The following is a 16,029-nucleotide window of genomic DNA, read 5'->3' as shown; positions in this document are numbered from 1 at the left end:
AAGGCGTCGCATTGCGCCATGGTGTTTTCAGTATGTGGACACGGGGTGACGGGTGGGTAACGTTCCGTTTCTGCTCTCAGTCCTTGCCGGGCTTCGGCCGGGAGGCCGCAGGGGGCAGCGGGAACGAGGGCGAGGGGGTGACCGGCGTGGCCGATCCTGGGGCGTCCGTGGGGCCCGGCGGGGCCGGGGAGCGGGACGCGGGGGGTGCGGGTCCCGTCGTCGCCGCGTCCCTGGCGAGGCCGTCGAAGTCGACGAGCCCGGTCTCCTCCAGGACCGTGATGTGGTCCAGGACGGTCGTGTTCGCGTCGTCGGCCAGGGTGCGCACCAGCGAGTTGCGGGTGTTCGCACGCACTTGGGCGACCACGGCGAACACCTTGCCGTGGGCGCGGCGCAGGATGTTCGCGAACTTCTCGTTGTACGTCTCCCCGCTCGCCCCGCTCAGCTCCGACAGCCAGCCGCGCTGCTGGCTGTTCGGCTGGCTGGGCAGTTCGAGGCCGAGGCGGGTGGCGACTTCGCGTACGCGCGCGTCGAGGAAGGTGTGGCCGTCGACGAGGTGCTTGCCCGCGGTCCGTACGGCCTTGGTGGTGCCGCGCTCCTCGGCCTGCTGCCCGGCGGGCAGCTCCCACAGGCCCGCGAGGCGCACTCTGGTGATGAAGTCCCGGTCCAGGGCGGAGAGCGGCCCGAAGTCGGTGGACACGGTGTCGGCGTTGAGCCGGTCGAGGGCGGTGCCCGAGCGGTCCTCGTAGGACCAGAGGGGGAAGATCACCGCGGCCAGGGTCGCGACGAGCCCCGCCGCGATGAGGCCGGTGCCGTTGATGGTTCGTAATCGCATGGTGCCTCCTGGTGCGGCACCGCACGTTAGTGCGCCCCGGGAGGGGCGCGGTCCGATACGGCCGGGAGTACGTCACCTGCCGTACCGGGCGCATGAGTTGATGAGCGCGGCGTGCGCCCCCGGAAGGCCGCAGCGGGCGGCGGACGGCCCGCCCGGAAAGGTCCGGCTCAGCTGCCCCCGCCGCCGCAGGAGGAGCCCCCGCCTCCGCCGCAGGACGAGCCGCCCCCGCTCGAACACGATGACCCGCCGCCCGAGCACGAGGACCCGCCCCCGCCCGAACAGGACGACCCGCCGCCGGAACAGGAGGAGCCGCCCCCGCCGCCCGAGCAGGCGAACCCACCGCCCCCGCCGCCCGACCCGCACCAGGTGGGCGTCCCGCTCCCCGAGTTCCACGGATTCGGGTCCTGGTACGGAGCGGGGGCCGGGCCCGTGGGAGCCGCCGCCGGAGCCCCGACCCGGGCGGCGGCGATCAACTGGGCCCGCAGATCCGGGTGGGCCGCCGCGAGGCCGCGGGTCGCCACCAGGTGCGCCGCGCCCGTCAGATGCTGCGCGGAGGCGACGTACTCGCGCAGGGCGTACCGCCCGGCGACGGTGAGCTGCTTCGAGGTGACCGCGAGGCAGATGGCGCCGCTCACGACGCCGAACACGGCGCCGGGCAGCAGGATCAGGATGTCCTCGAACGGGGTTCCGGGACCGCCGGACTCGTCCGGACTCCCGAAATCGGCGGCGAACACCAGCAGTGACACGACCGCGCAGACCACGAACCCGAAGAAGGTCAGGGCGATCTGCGCCCCGGCCCAGCGCCGCCACCTCCGCTGGCGGCCCGGCCGCACCAGGAGGCCACGGCGGGCCAGCGCCTCGCCCGTCTCCTGCACCGGCAGGCTGCGCATCACGGCCGCCCGCAGCCAGTGCAGCGCGCCGCTGGGCGCCGCGCTGTGGGCGTCGACGACCGCCTGCTCACCGGCGTTCCTTGCGGCAGGGCGGGGTATCCCGACGACGCCGGGTCCCGCGACGACGAGACGGCCGTCCTCGTGCAGGCCCGCGATCAGCGCGTCCGCGGCGCGGGCGGGGCCGCCGGAGAGGAACGCCGCCTCCAGCGTCCCGCGGACGTAGACCCCGTGCTCGGCGTCGAGCGGCTGCCTCGCCCGGTACGGGGACTGGGTGCGGCGGGCCGCCGCCACGCCCCGGATCAGCTCGGCGGAGGCGAGCGAGACGGCGAGCGTGTACGCCATGGCCAGGATGCTCATGGCGTCACCGCCTCGACAGGACCCGGCGGGTGGCGTGCAGGAGTCTCGCGGCGGGCCGCCGCGACAGCGGGGCCGGGCCCGAGCGCTCCAGCCACCAGTCGCTCAGCCGCTGCCGCGCCGCCGGGTCCCCGGGGCGCCCGGCGAGCAGCAGGTGCTCGGCGAAGTTCAGCGCGTCGTGCCGGTAGCCGCCGGTCATGGGCCGGGTCCTGGCGTAGGCGAGGAACTCGCCGCGGTACGCCCTGCCGAGGATCTCCGGCAGCTCGGGCGCGACCTTCGCGACGACGTCGGCCCGCTTGGCGGCCAGGGCGTGGCTCTGCACCTTCAGGCGCGCGTGGTCGAAGCCCTCGGGCGCCGGGGTGCCCGCGACGAGCGCGGAGAGGAGCGCGGCCTGGGCGACGGCGGTGCGCTGGCGGGCGGCGGGGGAGGCGGCCGGTACGTCGCGACGCTCGGCGGGGAAGTCCGCGAGCGCCTCGCCGGACGTCTTCACCGTGGCCCGGATGGCGTCCAGCTCCCGCTCGAGCTCGGCCGGTTCGGGGAAGTTCTCGTCCCGCTCCAGGAGGACCCCGGGCGGCGACACGCGCGACGCGAGGTCGGCGAGGACCGCGAGCACGGCCTCCGGCACGGGGTGCGCGTGGCTGTCGTGCCAGACGCCGTCCCGCTCGAAGCCGCCCGCCACGTGGACGTACGCGATCGCCTCGACCGGCAGTTCGTCCAGGGCCTTGGCCGGGTCTTCGCCGCGGTTGACGTGGTTCGTGTGGAGGTTGGCGACGTCGATGAGGAGACGTACGCCCGTGCGCTCGACGAGCTCGTACAGGAACTGCCCCTCCGTCATCTCCTCGCCGGGCCAGGCGACCAGCGCCGCGATGTTCTCCACGGCGAGCGGCACGGGCAGCGCGTCCTGCGCGATCCGGACGTTCTCGCAGAGCACGTCCAGCGCGTCGCGCGTGCGCGGCACGGGCAGCAGGTGCCCGGCTTCGAGGGGCTGCGTCGCGGTGAGGGCGCCGCCCGCCCGCACGTACGCGATGTGCTCGGTGACCAGCGGCGAGCCGAGGGCCTCGGCCCGCTCGGCCAGCGCGGTGAGGCGCTCCTCTGCGGGGCGGTCCGCGCCGCCGAGGCCCAAGGAGACGCCGTGCGGCACGACGGTCACGCCGCGCTCGCGCAGCCGCAGCAGCGAGTCGGGCAGATGCCCGGGGCAGAGGTTCTCCGCGACGGCCTCGACCCAGTCGATGCCGGGCATCGCCTCCACGGCGTCCGCGATCTCGGGCCGCCAGCCGATCCCGGTCCCCAACTGCTGCTGCGGAACCTGCCTCTCCAGATGCTGCATGTCGATTCCCCCTTCGTCCCCGGTCCCCGGGCCCCCCGGCCCCGGTCCCCCCGATTCCCCGGCTCCGTCCCCCCAACCATGACCGGGACGGGGGTGGGCGAACCCTCGGGTGGAGACGTTCAGAGCTACATTTGAGGTTCCGGGCGGCCGGTGTTGATCTCGCCGGGCGGTCCTGGCGAGGGCCTGGACGTGGTGGAGACGTCGCCGCTCGGCCCGGCGGGCGGGGGCTCGGGGGGAGTGGCTCCGGAGGGCGGGGGAGGCCCGGTGGGGCTTGCGGTCGCGGTCGACGCGGCGCCGTTCGCGATCCCGTCGAAGTCGACGAGCCCGGTGGCCTCCAGCATCGTGATGTGGTCGAGGACGGTCTGGTTGGAGTCCGTGGCGAGCTGCCGGATCAGGGAGTTGCGGGTGCTGTCGCGCACCTGTGCGATGACGCTGAAGACCTTCCCGTGCGAGGCCCGCAGCAGGTTCGCGAACTTCCGCTGGTACGTCTCGCCGCTCGCCGCCGACAGTTCGTCGAGCCACCCCTGCTGCTGGTCGGTCGGCTGGTTGGGCAGCTCCACGCCGAGCTGCGCGGCCACCGTGCGCGTCCGCCTGTCGAGGTCGGTGTGTCCGACGATGAGGTGGTCGCCCGCCTCTTTGACGGCCTCGGTCGGCGCCCGCTCGACGGCCTGCTGTCCCGCGGGTATCTCCCACAGCCCCGCGAGCCGCACCTTCACGAGCAGATCCCGGTCGGCCGCGGAGAGCGGACCCCACTGGGTGGCCACGGACCCGGCGGCCAGATTGGCGGGCCCGGTGCTCGACCGGTCGGCGTAGGACCACACGGGGAACGCGAGGGCGCCCAGTGTGGCGACGAGTGCCGCGATGATCAGAGCCGTGCCGTTGACGCGCCGCAAGGTGCCTCCCGTGGTGCTCCGGTGTCGCCGGTGGTACCGGGGAGTACGGAAGATACGGGTGGGGCGTTCACTTCCGCGAGATGTCGGACGCCGTCGCCCGCACCCGGTCAGTCGTCCGGTCAGTTGTTGCGTGCGTAGAAGGCCACTCCCCGCCGCCACCACGCGAGCCCCGACCACAGCAGGAGGGCCGCCACGGCGGGGAAGGCGAAGACCAGGGCGGCGGAGAAGGGCACCGTGTCGGCGTGGCCCGTCAGCCATGCCGCGGGGTAGAAGCCCGCGAAGGCGATGGGCACGGCGAAGGTGAAGGCGCCCTGCAGCAGCCAGGGGAACAGCCCCAGCGGGTAGTTGCCGAAGGTGCCCGACACGCTGTCCAGCCAGAAGAACAGCGACTCGCTGCCCCTGAAGCGCAGGACCAGGGCCGCGATGTGCAGGTTCAGGCCCAGCTCGATCACCAGCGCCCCGACGACGGCGGTGAGCAGGAACGCCACCATGCCCACGGTCCACTCCACGTCCAGGAGGGACAGGCACACGCTGAGCGAGGCGCAGGCGACGACGAGGTCGCCGACGGCGTTCACCGGGGCCTCGTAGGTGAAGACCTGCAGCAGCACGGGGGCGGGGCGGGTGCGGAAGGCGTCGAAGCGGCCGTCCCGCAGGAGATGGGGGATCAGGCCGAGGTTGCCGAAGAAGAGCATGTACAGGCCGTGGCCCAGCATGCGGATGCTGCTGATCAGCAGGACCTCGCCGACGCCCCAGCCCGCCAGCGAGGGGAAGCGCCCGAAGATGACCGTGGCGAACAGGAGCACCGTCACCTGATAGGTGACCCCGTTGGCGATGGCCATGGCGAAGTCCGCGCGGTTGGCCAGCTGGCTGCGGACACCGGCACGCAGGATGACCAGCGCGAGCCGCAGTCGGCCCACCGGGCGCACGGGCGGCGCCGACTCGTCGGAGCGCGGGACAGAGGACATCGCAGACATCGGATCAACCACCAAGGACGAGAAGGCGGCGCGCCGCGCGACGCCACAGAAGGCGGCCGACGGCGGCCAGCAGAAGGCACCAGGCGGCCTGTTCGAGCAGGTAGGGCCAGGCGTCGGAGGCCGCGATGCGGCCCGTGTAGAGGGAGACGGGCACGTGCACGGTCGCGGAGAACGGCAGATGACCGGCGACGGCGGTGAACCACGAGGGGAAGAACCACAGGGGGATCAGCGCGCCGGACATCAGCGTCTGCGCGAACGCCGCGAGGCGGTTGACGCCGAAGCTGGTGATGGTCCAGAAACTGGTCAGGTCCACCAGGAGCGCCAAGTGGTAGAAGACGCCCTGGCCCAGTGCGTAGGAAAGGGCGGCGACCGCCGTGGCGGCGGCCGAGGGCGGCGGGGCGACCAGGCCGGTCGCCAGGCCGACGACCAGGCCCGCCAGCAGCCATGCCGTGGCGTAGAGGCTCTCGCCGAGGCCCCGCCAGGCGCAGTAGCGGCGGGCGGAGACGGGCCGGGTGAACCAGAACACCACGGAGCCGTCCCGGATCTTGCTCTGCGCGGTCTCCTGCGACGCGCCTTCCATGATGACGCGGCCGGTGCCCATCAGGGTGGCGAGGACGGAGTACGTCACGGCCTGGGTGACGTCCATGCCCGCGACCGTGTCGCCGCCCTCGCCGTAGAGGGCGCGCCACAGCAGGACGTAGAGGAAGACCTGGGTGACGATGATGAACGCGGTCGCCACGATGCGCGGGCGGTACGCCCACTCCGTGCGCGGCACGAGGGCCGCGAGGCGGTAGGCGCGCGGCTTTCCCCGGGACGGGGGCGCCTGGACCGTCATGCCGGGCCTCCCGCGGGGGCCGCGGCGACGGCCTCCGGGCGTGCGTACAGGGTGCGCAGGACGTCCTCGACCTTCGAGCCGTCGAAGACCACCGAGCGCACGGCGTGGGCGGACAGCAACTCGTCGGTCACCTCGCGCTGTTCGGCACCGGGGTGCGGGCGCAGGTGGACGGTCGTGCCGTCGGTGGCCACGACCTCGGCGGTCCGCAGGCTCAGCGCGCCCGGCGGCGTCTCGAACTCCACCACGACGGTGCGTTGATGGTGCGCGGCCTCGGCGAGCTCGCCGCGTTCGCCGTCGAAGACGACGCGGCCCCGGTCGATGACGACGAGGCGCCGGCACAGCGCCTCCACCTCGGCCATGTCGTGCGTGGTGAGCAGGATGGTGTGGTCGCCGGTGCGCGCCAAGTCGGCAAGGAGGGTGCGCACTTGGTCCTTGACGAGGACGTCGAGGCCGATGGTCGGCTCGTCGAGGAAGAGCAGCGGGGGCCGGTGCAGGAGCGCCGCCGCCAGGTCGCAGCGCACCCGCTGGCCGAGCGAGAGGAACCGCACGGGCGTGTCCCAGAAGGGCGACAGGGCCAGTACGTCGTTCAGCTCGGTCAGCGTGGTGCGGAACTCCGTCTCGGAGAGGCCGTAGATGTTGCGCAGGATCATGAAGGAGTCGTACGCGGGCAGGTCCCACCACAGTTGCGTGCGCTGCCCGAAGGTGACGCCCATGGCGTGGGCGTTGCGCTCGCGGTCGGCGTAGGGGTCGAGGCCGAAGAGGCGGGCGGTGCCCGACTCCGGGAGCAGCAGTCCCGTCATGACCTTGATGAGCGTGGACTTGCCCGCGCCGTTCTGGCCGAGCAGGCCGATGAACTCGCCGGGCTCGACCGTCATGTCGACCTCGCTGAGCGCCGCCGTGCGCCGCGCCTTCCGCCGCTGGAAGGGTCGCTTCCAGGAGCGGCCCTCGGCACTCTCCCAGCTGCGGAAGGTCTTGGTGACGTGGTCGACGCGGATGGCGGGGTGCCGCGTGCTCACGAGCCCGCGCCCGCTTCCGCGCCGCTCGCCACCGCGTCGGCCACCAGCGGCGCGAGCAGTTCGCCCACGCCGGGGAGCCAGCCCGCGGGGACGACGCGGCGCAGCGCGCCGGGCGCGAGCGTGGCGAGTGCGGTCCCGGCCAGCGGGGCGGTGAAGTCGGGGGCGGCGCCGCTCTCGCGGGTCACCACGCCCAGGGCGTAGGCGGTCGTCCAGATCTCGGTGAGCAGCACGTCGCTGACGCGGTCGTGCACGAAGGCGCGGTGCGGCAGGCGGTCCAGTGCCGCACGCAGCGCCCCGACGACGTGTTCGCGGGTGATGCCGCGCTCCAGGAGGGCGTCCTCGGCGGGGACGCGCCGCCAGCCGTCGGGGGCGGCGGCGTCGCGTATGTAGGCCACGGCGAGCTGCTCCCACCAGCAGAAGTACGGGACGGCGTCCAGGTGGACGAGCTCCTGCGGGCGCTGTCGGCCCTGGGGGAGAGCGGGGGCCGTGGCGGGGAAGCAGGCGGCGCTGCGCGGCCCCATCACGTCGTTGCCGACGAGGCTGGCGGGGTTGGCGTGGTCGACGAGATTCGCGACCGGCACGACGGTCTCCGTACCTGCCGCGGCGAGGTAGCCGAGGAGCGCGACGTCGTCGGTGTCCTCCTGGGCGGTCTTGGCGGCTGCGTACTCCTCGAAGCCGAGGGCGAGCCGGGCGGGGAGCACGAGGGCGACCGAGGGCAGGTAGTCGTCGACGACGGGGGCCCAGGTGTGGCCGCGCAGGGCGGCGACGCGCACGGCGTTGGCGGTGCGCGAGCCCCACTCCGTGAACAGGCTCAGCGAGGCGTCGGGCCGGTCGGCGATCAGGGCCCGCACGCGCGCGGCGAAGTCGGGGGCGAGGATCGCGTCGTCCTGGAGGACCAGGTGGTGGGTGGCGCCGGGGGCGACCGACTGCCAGGCGAGCCGGGCCGTGCGCAGGGCGGAGGGCGGTCCTTCCGGGTCCGGGTCGGTGATCAGGCGGGCGTCGAGCTCGGGGTGGCGCGCGAGCAGTTCGCGGGCGGCGGCCGCGCGCCGCGGGTGGGCCATCACCACCGTCGACAGGTGGATCTCGGCGGTGTCGGTGCCCGGGGCGTGCTGCTCGGGGGCGTCGGTGGGGGTGTTCACGGTAGGGAGGTCCTTTGCGTCGTACGGGTGTGGTGCGGGGTGGACGGGGCGGTGGAGTGGACGGGGTCAGCGTTCGGTCTTGCCCATGGCGAGCGGGCGCCGGGCGAGCGGGCCGAGGGCGCGGGCGGTGGCGAGGCGCAGGGGGCCGAGCCAGTGCAGCACCGGTTGCAGGAAGAACAGGGGGAGCAGCAGTGCGGGTGTCCCGCCGCCGCCCAGTGGTTCGGCCCGCTCGTGGGCGCCTTCGTGGCCGTCCAGGAAGCGGGTGGCGTGGCCCATGCTGATCAGGGCATGCAGGACCATATACGCACCGGCCGCGACGGCCCACGCGAGGAGCTCCCGGTGGGCGCCCCGCACGCTCAGCACCACGACGGCGGCGGCCACGCAGGGCGGTCCGAGGAACCACCACACGGTGTCCAGGCCCTCTTTGACGAGCGTCACGGTGTTGCGCGGCCCGTAGGCGCGCAGCGCCGGATCGCGGAGCAGCCGCAGACAGCCCACGACGCTGCCCAGGGCGACGAGGCTGTACGCCTTCGCGAGCGCGCCGACGCGGGCGTAGCGGTCCACGAGGTTGTAGACCGGCAGCACCACGGCGCTCTCCCCGGCGGACGACAGCTTGTAGCCGATGAGGAGGTCGTCGACCGGCTCCTCGTACATGCCGATGGACACGAGCATGTCGTGGCGGACGAACAGGCCCGCGCCGATGCCGTAGACGACCGGGTCGAGGGCCGTGCGCAGCCCGTCGGGCAGCCGCAGCGCGCGCAGCCGGGCCCTGGCCCGCAGCCGGTGTGCCTCGATGCCCATGCGGCGCCGCAGGTCGGCCATGGCGTGGGCGCGCAGCGTCAGGTCGGCGATGCCGGTGCGGGCCGCGTGCGGGCGGCGCAGCTGCAGCGGCAGTTGCTGGATCAGGGTGGGCGGGGCGTGTCCCGCGCGGTGGGCCCTGTCGGTCTCGTGGGCGAGATGGTGCAGGGTGGTGCGGTCCGGCTGGGAGTCCGCGTCGTAGACACCGATGTAGGTGCGGGACGGGTCGGCGTCCGGGGGCAGCAGGTCGCCGAGCTGCTCGACGGCGTACACCAGTTGGCTGCTCTTCGCGCCTGACGACTCGTCATAGTGCAGATGGTGCAGGGCTGTTCCGGGGTGCTGGACGGCGATGTCGGGGAGCAGCTTCGCGGCCACGTCCCGGGTGGTGGGGGTGGCGGCCACCTCGGCGCGCAGCACGTGCGAGGGGTCCGTGGCGGACCGCACGCGGGCTGCCACGTCGCGGGCGCGGGAGGACGGCACGATGCCGGACAGCTGGGCCGCGGCGGCCGCGTCGTCCGGTGCCGCGAGCAGGTGCCGCGTCAGGTCGGGGAGTTCGGCGAGGTGGCGCTGCCGGTCACGCTCCTCGCGCTCGGTGGTGACCACGACGATGTGCAGCAGCTCGCGCGGATAGTCCAGGCGGGCCACCGCGCCCACGACCTCGGACAGGAGGTCCTGTTCCCGCAGCGCGGGGATGAGCAGGGCGACGTGCGGCGCTCCCGTCCCCGGTGCGGGGACGGGCGTGCGGCGTGCGGTCCGGAGCGCGCGTGCGGTGACGACGGCACGCGCGGTGAGGAGGACGCCCCAGCCGAGTACCGCCCACAGCAGGACCGTTGACGCGAGGATCACGCGGTGCCGCCCTTCGCTCCGGTGGGCAGGTGCGGGTCGAGGTCCAGGTCCAGAGTTCGGACGCCGTCGCGGTCGGTGCCCGCGAGCTGGAGCCGACGGGCGACGGGGTAGAGCCGCTCGGCCCAGGCGACCACGTCCCGGGGTTCGAGGCTCTCGGGCTCGCCGACGTCGATGCCGGGCAGCTCCTGGCGCAGCCGTGCGCCCAGGCCGAGACCGACGGACAGCTCGTACCGGCCCTCGCCGCCGACCTCTTCGAGGCCGGTGACAAGGCGCCCGTCCGCGAACCGCGGCAGCACGCGCGCAAGGCCGAGCTCGGCGGAGCGGGCGAGCAGCGCGCTGCCCTGCAGCGCCTCGCCCATGAGCTCGTCTGTGCCGACCGTGCCGGTGAAGCCGCGCCCGACGGTGAGCGACACGATGACGTCGAAGAAGCGGTTGGGGAAGCGGCGGTACTGGCCGCGCAGCAGATGGCGGCGGCGCGGCAGCGCGGAGTCGGCGTGCCGTGCCACCCGTGTCAGGCGCGGCGGGGCGTCGCCGTCGACCAGCGTGACCCTGAGCTCCAGCGAGGTGTCGATGGAGAAGGCGTAGTCGTCGCCGGTGCGGCGGATGCTGCGGGCGTCCTTGCCGACCTTGACGACCAGGGAGTCTTCGAACACCTGGAGCTCGTCGGCGTGCCAGCGGTCCCCGTACTTGTACTCGGCCGAGCGGAAGCGGCCGTCGGCGTGGAAGTTGGCCAGCAGGACGGGGGTGTGCGGGCGCCGCTCGGCGTCCTCGAAGACGGAGAGGTGGGCGGCGCCGACCAAGGACAGCTTCTGCTGGTTGCGGTCCAGGACCTCCAGCGAGAACTTCTGCGGCGACAGGACGCCGAACAGCTCGTTGGCGAAGGGCGCGTCGAAGTCGGGCGCGTAGACGAGCAGTTCGTCACCACTGCCGATGCCGTCGCCGGTCGGCGCCCAGTTCTCCACCCGCAGCTGCTCGCCGAGTTCGGCGCGGTTGCGGAAGGTGTGGAAGGAGTAGGCGTGCGGGTAGTCGTCCGGGTTCCGGCGCTGCGGGGGATGGACGACGAGATGGCGCAGGCACGCGCTGCTGCCGCGCAGGTGCTTCAACTCGGCGGGCACGGGCGGCGCGGCCGGGGTGCGTCCGGCCTCCGCGGCGGGCGCGGCGAGGGCGGCAGCCAGATCGACGGCGAACGTGTCGATGTGACTGTGCGTCATGTGCGGCATGACGTAGAAGTGGTGGAAGAGCCGATCCGTCGTCTGCCCCTGGGCGTCCGTCCAGGGCAGGGTGTTGCCGACGAGGCGGTAGTGCTCCTTGAGTTCGCCGGGCAGGGTGCCGCCCTCCGTGGAGAAGCCCACGACGAGGACGGTGTTGCCGGGCGAGGGCAGGAGGACCGCGTCCGGGTCCGCCGTGCGGATCGCGTCGGCCAAGTGGTCCCTGAGACCGAGGCAGCCGCGGAACGTCTCGCGGTAGCCCTCGGCCGCGAGCCCGAAGACCAGGGACCACAGCGCGGCGGCGGTGGCGCCCGAGCGCGAGCCGGTGACCGTCTCGTCCACGAAACCGGACATCGGAGCCGGGATCGCCCCGTGCCCGAGCAGGCCCTTGCGGCAGAGGAACACCCCGCAGCTGTAGGGCATCAGGCCCGACTTGTGGGGGTCGAGGACCATGGAGTGGACGAACCGGTTGCGGAAGTCGAAGGGGATGTCCGGCTCGGTGAACGGCAGGATCATGCCGCCGTGCGCGGCGTCGACGTGGTGGAAGAACCGCAGCCGGGACGCCCCGTCGATGCGGCGGCCCAGGAGCGAGCTGATGCGGTCGACCGGGTCGGCGAGCCCCGTGTTGTAGTAGCCCGCGGTGGAGACGACGATGACGCCGGTGACGCCAGTGACGCCGGGTTCATCGCCTTCGGCCTCCAGGGCGTCGAAGGCCTCTTCCAGGGCGGCCGGTTCGAGGAGCCAACTCGGCCCGGCGGGCAGCGCCTTGAAGTCCACGTCCAGGATCTCGGCGGCCTTGGCCACGGAGTGGTGGGTGAGGGCGGAGGCGATGACGAGCACCCGGTGGCAGCCCGCGGCCCGCAGGGCGTTGCGGCCCACGCGCAGTCCGGCGAGGGTCCCTTCGTTGGCGCCGCTGGTCAGATAGCCGTCGGCGGAGTCGGCGTGCATCAGGCCGCCGAGGGCGAGGACCGCCTCCCGCTCCAGTCGGCGGGTGCCGCGCACGCCGTCGCCGAAGCGGGTGTGCACGCCGACGTTGTTGGGGTTGCGGGCCGCGAACATGCCGCCGGCGTGCAGGGCGAGCGGGTGCGGCTCGCTCATCGCGAAGCCGAGGCGCACCGGGTCCGTCGCCGAATGCCAGTCGGGCACTTCGGCGAGCCGGTCGGCCAGGGCGGCGGCCAGCGCGTCCGTGGACAGCGCGGTCTCGGGGAACGGGTCGCACTCGGTCGACCCGTCGGACAGGTCAGGCATTCCGGCTCACGTCCTCGCCGATGCCGATGCCGATGCCGATGCCGACGCCGGTGCCCGCGTCGTGGCGCAGCTCGCAGCGGAGCACCGCGCGCGGGCCGACGTCGAGGTCGCGTACGTAGGTGTGCACTTCGCCTTCGGGGCGCAGGCCCACGGCGGCGAGACCGGCGAGGATCTCCTCGGTGGGCAGCAGCGTCATGGGGACGCCGTCCGGCAGCACGTACTGGCCCGCCGTCTCCCCGGGGCGCAGCTGCGGGTCGAGGGAGTCGGAGGTGAAGGTGTTGAGGGCGAGCACCGCGCCGGGCCGCAGCACGCGCGCCAACTCTGCTATCCCCGCCTGGAACTGCCGGGGCGTGGGGGCGTTGTGGAGTACGCCGTAGCAGACGGCGAGGGCGAAGGTGTCGTCGTCGGCGGGGATGGCGTGGGCCGCGCCCTGCCGGACGGTGACCAGGCCGTCCGCGAAGTGCGCGGTGGCGTCACGGGTCGCGTCGACCATGGCCTGGTGCAGGTCGACGGCGACGACGGTGCAGCCGTGTTCGAGGAGGGCGACGGTGTTGCGCCCGCCGCCGCAGCCCAGGTCGAGCGCGGGTCCGGTGAGGTCGTCGGCGTACTGGGAGAGGATCTCGACGAGGTAGGGCTGAGCGGTGAGCGACGCGAAGTCGCGGACCGTCTCCGGGGCGTTCCAGTAGGTGGCGGCGCGCTCGGCCGCGGTGGCGGGGAGAGTCATCGGGTGGGCTCGATCTCTTCGTAGGTGCCGTTGTACGGGAGGGCCCGGATGACCCGCATGCCCTGCTCCGCGAAGAAGGACTCGCAGGTGTCGGGGTCGGCGGTGAGCGCGAAGAACGCCGGGCCGACGGAGGACAGCGCGAGGACGGTCGCCGTGCCTTCGGTCTTCAACGGTTCGAGGCGCGTGGCGAGTTCGCTCAGTCCGGGGTGGGAGAAGGAGCAGTTCTCGATGCTCCCCATGCGGAAGCGGTAGTCGAAGACGAGGTCGCCCAGCGGGCCGAGGTCACCGCGGAGCGCGGCGGGCATGGCCTCGTGGAGCATCCGGAAGGCGATGGTGGGCGCCCAGCGCTCGCCGGTCTCGCGGAAGCGGTCGAACTGGTCGATCTCGGCGGCCATCAGCTCGTCCGTCGACCGCTCCTGCAGCGTGGTGGGCACGCCGATGACCAGCGAGAGTTCCTGCGGTACCGAAGCGGTGAGGACGACGGTGCTGCGGCCCGCGACGACCTGCACGCCACCGGGGTAGAGGCCGGAGGCCGCGGAACCGCCGATGCACTGGACGGGCATGAGCAGGTCGCTGCCCTCGGTGTGCTCCTCGCCGTGGTTGCTGGTGAGGAAGGGCAGCAGGTCGGCGCGGTCCACCGGGTTGCCGTGGAGGTGGTTGACCGCGGTGGCGACCGCGGCGATCAGGCTGCTGCTTGAGCCGAAGCCCGCGTGCACGGGCAGCGGGTCGCTGTCGACGCTCACGTGCAGGTCGCAGTCGACACCGAGGGCGGTGCACATGATGCGCGCGGCATGCTCGACGAGCGCGGGCCGTGCGATGGCCGGGTCGAGCGAGAGGCCGTCGCCGGGGGCGAGCCTGCGCAGGTGCACCCGGTGGAACCGGGCGACGGAGAAGACCAGTTCACCCGCGTCGTAGATCAGGTGGTTGTCGCCCGCGATGGCGCCGGGCTGGAGCGCCATGGCGTTCAGGCGGGTGGGGTAGCGGATCGCTGTCTCGTCCGCGGGCTTGACGGGGCCGAGCGGTGCGGTCAGCGGGTGGTGGATGGTGCCGGGTGTGAAGGACGTGAACATCAATCCGCCTTATGCCGTGGCGTGGTCGAGGGGCGGCGCGGCCGTGCAGGCGTCGGCCAGCCGCTGGTGGCGTTCGGTGGTCAGCTCGACCAGGTGGTCCAGGGAGTCGGTGGTGTAGCCGCCGCTGCCGAGGGAGCCGTCCGGGCGGATGCGCATGTTGGCGCGGGCGAGCTGCAGGTGCGGCAGCCGGAAGTGGAGGATCTCCCGCATCAGCAGCCGCAGTTGGTTCCGCACGGACGCGGTGTCGTCGCCCGTGGCCTCGTCCAGGATCCGGGGCAGCAGGGGGCGGCTGGCCATGATGGTGTCGCCCGCCGCGCGGTAGGCCGCGGGGAGGTAGAGCAGGTTCTCGTCGAGGTACTGCTCGTACCACGCGTGCCTGGGGTCGCCGGGCTCCGGCCTGAGGACCGCCATGTCGACGAGCAGCGGCGTCATCTGGGCGCCGCCCGGCGCGAACAGCACCGTGCCGCCCACCGTCATCGGTGGGAAGTAGGGCCGCATCCGGGTGGAGAAGACCTCCGGCGTGATGTTCCGCTTCACCGTGAGGAGGGCCTGCGCGAACACCTTGAACGCCTCGGTGGCGGCGGTCAGATGCTCTTCGAGGAGGGGGTCGCGGACGGGGAGCGTCAGCGACGCCATGAGGTGGTCGACCGCGGGCCGCAGGGCGATGCCCGCCCTGCGGACCTCCGAGATGAAGAGGACTTCCTCGGGGATGTCGGTGAAGGTTCTCAGCGCGTCCTCGGGGTTGCGCAGGGAGTACGTGTAGACGCTGTCGCGCGGCACCTCGTCGACGAGGGCGCCGAGCTTGAGCAGGGTCTCCTCCGCGCCGGGCAGGGACCGGTGGTCCGTGCCGTGCCGCTCCAGGGAGGCCAGGACGAAGCCGAGGTCGCGCAGGGCGGCGCTGGCCGTGACGTCGTCGGTGACGGCGCCGGGGACGCGGTCGAGGAGCCTGTGCGCGAGACGCTCAAGGCCGCCGGTATCCGCGGAATTGTTGAGCTCTGGTATTTCTGCCGTGTGCTCCGAGAACCGCAGCGGATCGAGTTCGCTCACGCGCTGGTCCAGAGTTCTCATATCAGTGGCGAGATTCAAGGAAATGACCTCTATATGTGCCGGAGTGGCGGACTCGGGTACGTCAAGACGTCAAGAAGCGTCAGAGACGGGGACGTTGAGCTTTGAAGGGCGGTGAAATGTGTGAAAGCGGGTCAGAGGGAAGAATTCAGCTCGTCGAGCGCATGAATGCGATGGGCCAGCGGCACGGGAGACTGTGCCGCGGCGGGCCGGGAAGTGACCCAGGCGACGGGAATTCCCGCGGTGTGCGCGGAGCGCAGACCCGCGAAGGAGTCGTCCACGGCCAGCGCCCGCCGGGGCGCACAGCCGCTGTGCCGCAGGGCCGCGAGATAGACGTCGGGGGCAGGCTTCGGCGCAAGGGTGCGGTCGGCACAGGTCACCGACGCGAAGTGCGGCCTGATCCCCAGCCGGTCCAGGTGGCCCGCCACCCAGGTGTGCGCGTTGCCGGAGGCCACCGCGAGCCGGTGCCCCCTGGCGAGGCAGTGGTCCAGGAAGGACCGGGTGGCCGGTGCCAGCGGTTCCTCGTCCGCGCGCCGCTGGTTCACGCGCTCGAACACGTCCCAGAACTCGCGCGCCTTCTCCTGTCCGAGGACTGATGTGAGCGTCCCGTTCATGGAGTCGCGCGCCAGTGTCCCGTCGGGGTGCGTGGGTATTCCGTCGGGCAGTTGGATGCCTGCCTCGTCGAGTACGGATGTCCACGCCTCGATGGCGATGCGTTCGGTGTCGAGCAGAACGCCGTCGAAATCGAGGACGATGAGGCGTTGCGATGCCGGATATTCAGCTTGTCGGCCGGAAATGGACATGCGGCAA

The 16,029-nt window shown here is 72.9% G+C and carries 14 protein-coding genes; all 14 read right to left on the bottom strand.

The window, feature by feature from the left end; translation table 11 throughout:
* Positions 1-76: 76 nt before the first annotated feature.
* A complete protein-coding gene (locus ABZV77_RS02670; protein WP_356249496.1) occupies positions 77-832 on the bottom strand; it encodes a DUF4142 domain-containing protein in 756 nt (251 codons plus the stop codon).
* A 167-nt stretch (positions 833-999) separates the two neighbouring features.
* Complete coding sequence (locus tag ABZV77_RS02665) at positions 1,000-2,079, bottom strand: TIGR04222 domain-containing membrane protein (protein ID WP_356249494.1); 1,080 nt, start codon at positions 2,077-2,079, stop codon at positions 1,000-1,002.
* A 4-nt stretch (positions 2,080-2,083) separates the two neighbouring features.
* Entirely contained in the window at positions 2,084-3,403 is a 1,320-nt protein-coding gene (locus ABZV77_RS02660; protein WP_356249492.1) for a DUF692 domain-containing protein, read from the bottom strand.
* A gap of 125 nt (positions 3,404-3,528) precedes the next feature.
* A complete protein-coding gene (locus tag ABZV77_RS02655) occupies positions 3,529-4,296 on the bottom strand; it encodes a DUF4142 domain-containing protein (RefSeq protein ID WP_356249490.1) in 768 nt (255 codons plus the stop codon).
* Between the two features lie 119 nt (positions 4,297-4,415).
* Positions 4,416-5,261 (bottom strand): ABC-2 family transporter protein, encoded by an 846-nt coding sequence (locus ABZV77_RS02650; RefSeq protein ID WP_356249488.1) that lies wholly within the window; start codon positions 5,259-5,261, stop codon positions 4,416-4,418.
* 13 nt (positions 5,262-5,274) lie between these two features.
* Positions 5,275-6,105: an ABC-2 family transporter protein gene (locus ABZV77_RS02645; protein WP_356249486.1), complete on the bottom strand. Its 831-nt coding sequence runs from the start codon at positions 6,103-6,105 to the stop codon at positions 5,275-5,277.
* Positions 6,102-7,121, bottom strand: a complete 1,020-nt coding sequence (locus tag ABZV77_RS02640) for an ATP-binding cassette domain-containing protein (RefSeq protein WP_356249484.1) — start codon at positions 7,119-7,121, stop codon at positions 6,102-6,104. The genes ABZV77_RS02645 and ABZV77_RS02640 overlap by 4 nt, the downstream gene beginning before the upstream one ends.
* On the bottom strand, positions 7,118-8,260 hold the full coding sequence (locus ABZV77_RS02635; protein ID WP_356249482.1) for a hypothetical protein: 1,143 nt from the start codon (positions 8,258-8,260) through the stop codon (positions 7,118-7,120). The genes ABZV77_RS02640 and ABZV77_RS02635 overlap by 4 nt, the downstream gene beginning before the upstream one ends.
* 66 nt (positions 8,261-8,326) lie before the next feature.
* The gene (locus tag ABZV77_RS02630) at positions 8,327-9,904 is read right to left on the bottom strand and encodes a hypothetical protein (protein WP_356249480.1); all 1,578 of its coding nucleotides are present in this window, start codon (positions 9,902-9,904) and stop codon (positions 8,327-8,329) included.
* Positions 9,901-12,360 carry a pyridoxal-dependent decarboxylase gene (locus ABZV77_RS02625; protein WP_356249478.1) on the bottom strand — a complete coding sequence of 820 codons (2,460 nt, stop codon included), beginning with the start codon at positions 12,358-12,360 and terminating at the stop codon, positions 9,901-9,903. Before ABZV77_RS02625 ends, ABZV77_RS02630 begins: the two co-directional genes overlap by 4 nt.
* On the bottom strand, positions 12,353-13,084 hold the full coding sequence (locus tag ABZV77_RS02620) for a class I SAM-dependent methyltransferase (protein WP_356249476.1): 732 nt from the start codon (positions 13,082-13,084) through the stop codon (positions 12,353-12,355). Before ABZV77_RS02620 ends, ABZV77_RS02625 begins: the two co-directional genes overlap by 8 nt.
* Positions 13,081-14,154 (bottom strand): hypothetical protein, encoded by a 1,074-nt coding sequence (locus ABZV77_RS02615; RefSeq protein WP_356249474.1) that lies wholly within the window; start codon positions 14,152-14,154, stop codon positions 13,081-13,083. Before ABZV77_RS02615 ends, ABZV77_RS02620 begins: the two co-directional genes overlap by 4 nt.
* Before the next feature lie 9 nt (positions 14,155-14,163).
* Positions 14,164-15,201, bottom strand: coding sequence for a monodechloroaminopyrrolnitrin synthase PrnB family protein (locus tag ABZV77_RS02610; RefSeq protein WP_356249472.1), 1,038 nt, complete (start codon positions 15,199-15,201; stop codon positions 14,164-14,166).
* A 152-nt stretch (positions 15,202-15,353) separates the two neighbouring features.
* A complete protein-coding gene (locus ABZV77_RS02605) occupies positions 15,354-16,022 on the bottom strand; it encodes an HAD family phosphatase (protein WP_356249470.1) in 669 nt (222 codons plus the stop codon).
* Positions 16,023-16,029: the final 7 nt, after the last annotated feature.

The sequence above is a fragment of the Streptomyces sp. NPDC004732 genome (genome assembly GCF_040609235.1).
GTDB lineage: Bacteria > Actinomycetota > Actinomycetes > Streptomycetales > Streptomycetaceae > Streptomyces.
The sequence above is the reverse complement of the archived record's forward strand: the minus strand, read 5'-3'. Positions and strand labels throughout refer to the sequence as shown.

What these genes read in the sequence shown, in the direction of transcription:
- ABZV77_RS02670 (WP_356249496.1), bottom strand. Translation starts at nt 832, where the DNA reads ATGCGATTACGAACCATCAACGGCACCGGCCTCATCGCGGCGGGGCTC.
- ABZV77_RS02665 (WP_356249494.1), bottom strand. Translation starts at nt 2,079, where the DNA reads ATGAGCATCCTGGCCATGGCGTACACGCTCGCCGTCTCGCTCGCCTCC.
- ABZV77_RS02660 (WP_356249492.1), bottom strand. Translation starts at nt 3,403, where the DNA reads ATGCAGCATCTGGAGAGGCAGGTTCCGCAGCAGCAGTTGGGGACCGGG.
- ABZV77_RS02650 (WP_356249488.1), bottom strand. Translation starts at nt 5,261, where the DNA reads ATGTCCTCTGTCCCGCGCTCCGACGAGTCGGCGCCGCCCGTGCGCCCG.
- ABZV77_RS02645 (WP_356249486.1), bottom strand. Translation starts at nt 6,105, where the DNA reads ATGACGGTCCAGGCGCCCCCGTCCCGGGGAAAGCCGCGCGCCTACCGC.
- ABZV77_RS02625 (WP_356249478.1), bottom strand. Translation starts at nt 12,360, where the DNA reads ATGCCTGACCTGTCCGACGGGTCGACCGAGTGCGACCCGTTCCCCGAG.
- ABZV77_RS02620 (WP_356249476.1), bottom strand. Translation starts at nt 13,084, where the DNA reads ATGACTCTCCCCGCCACCGCGGCCGAGCGCGCCGCCACCTACTGGAAC.
- ABZV77_RS02615 (WP_356249474.1), bottom strand. Translation starts at nt 14,154, where the DNA reads ATGTTCACGTCCTTCACACCCGGCACCATCCACCACCCGCTGACCGCA.
- ABZV77_RS02605 (WP_356249470.1), bottom strand. Translation starts at nt 16,022, where the DNA reads ATGTCCATTTCCGGCCGACAAGCTGAATATCCGGCATCGCAACGCCTC.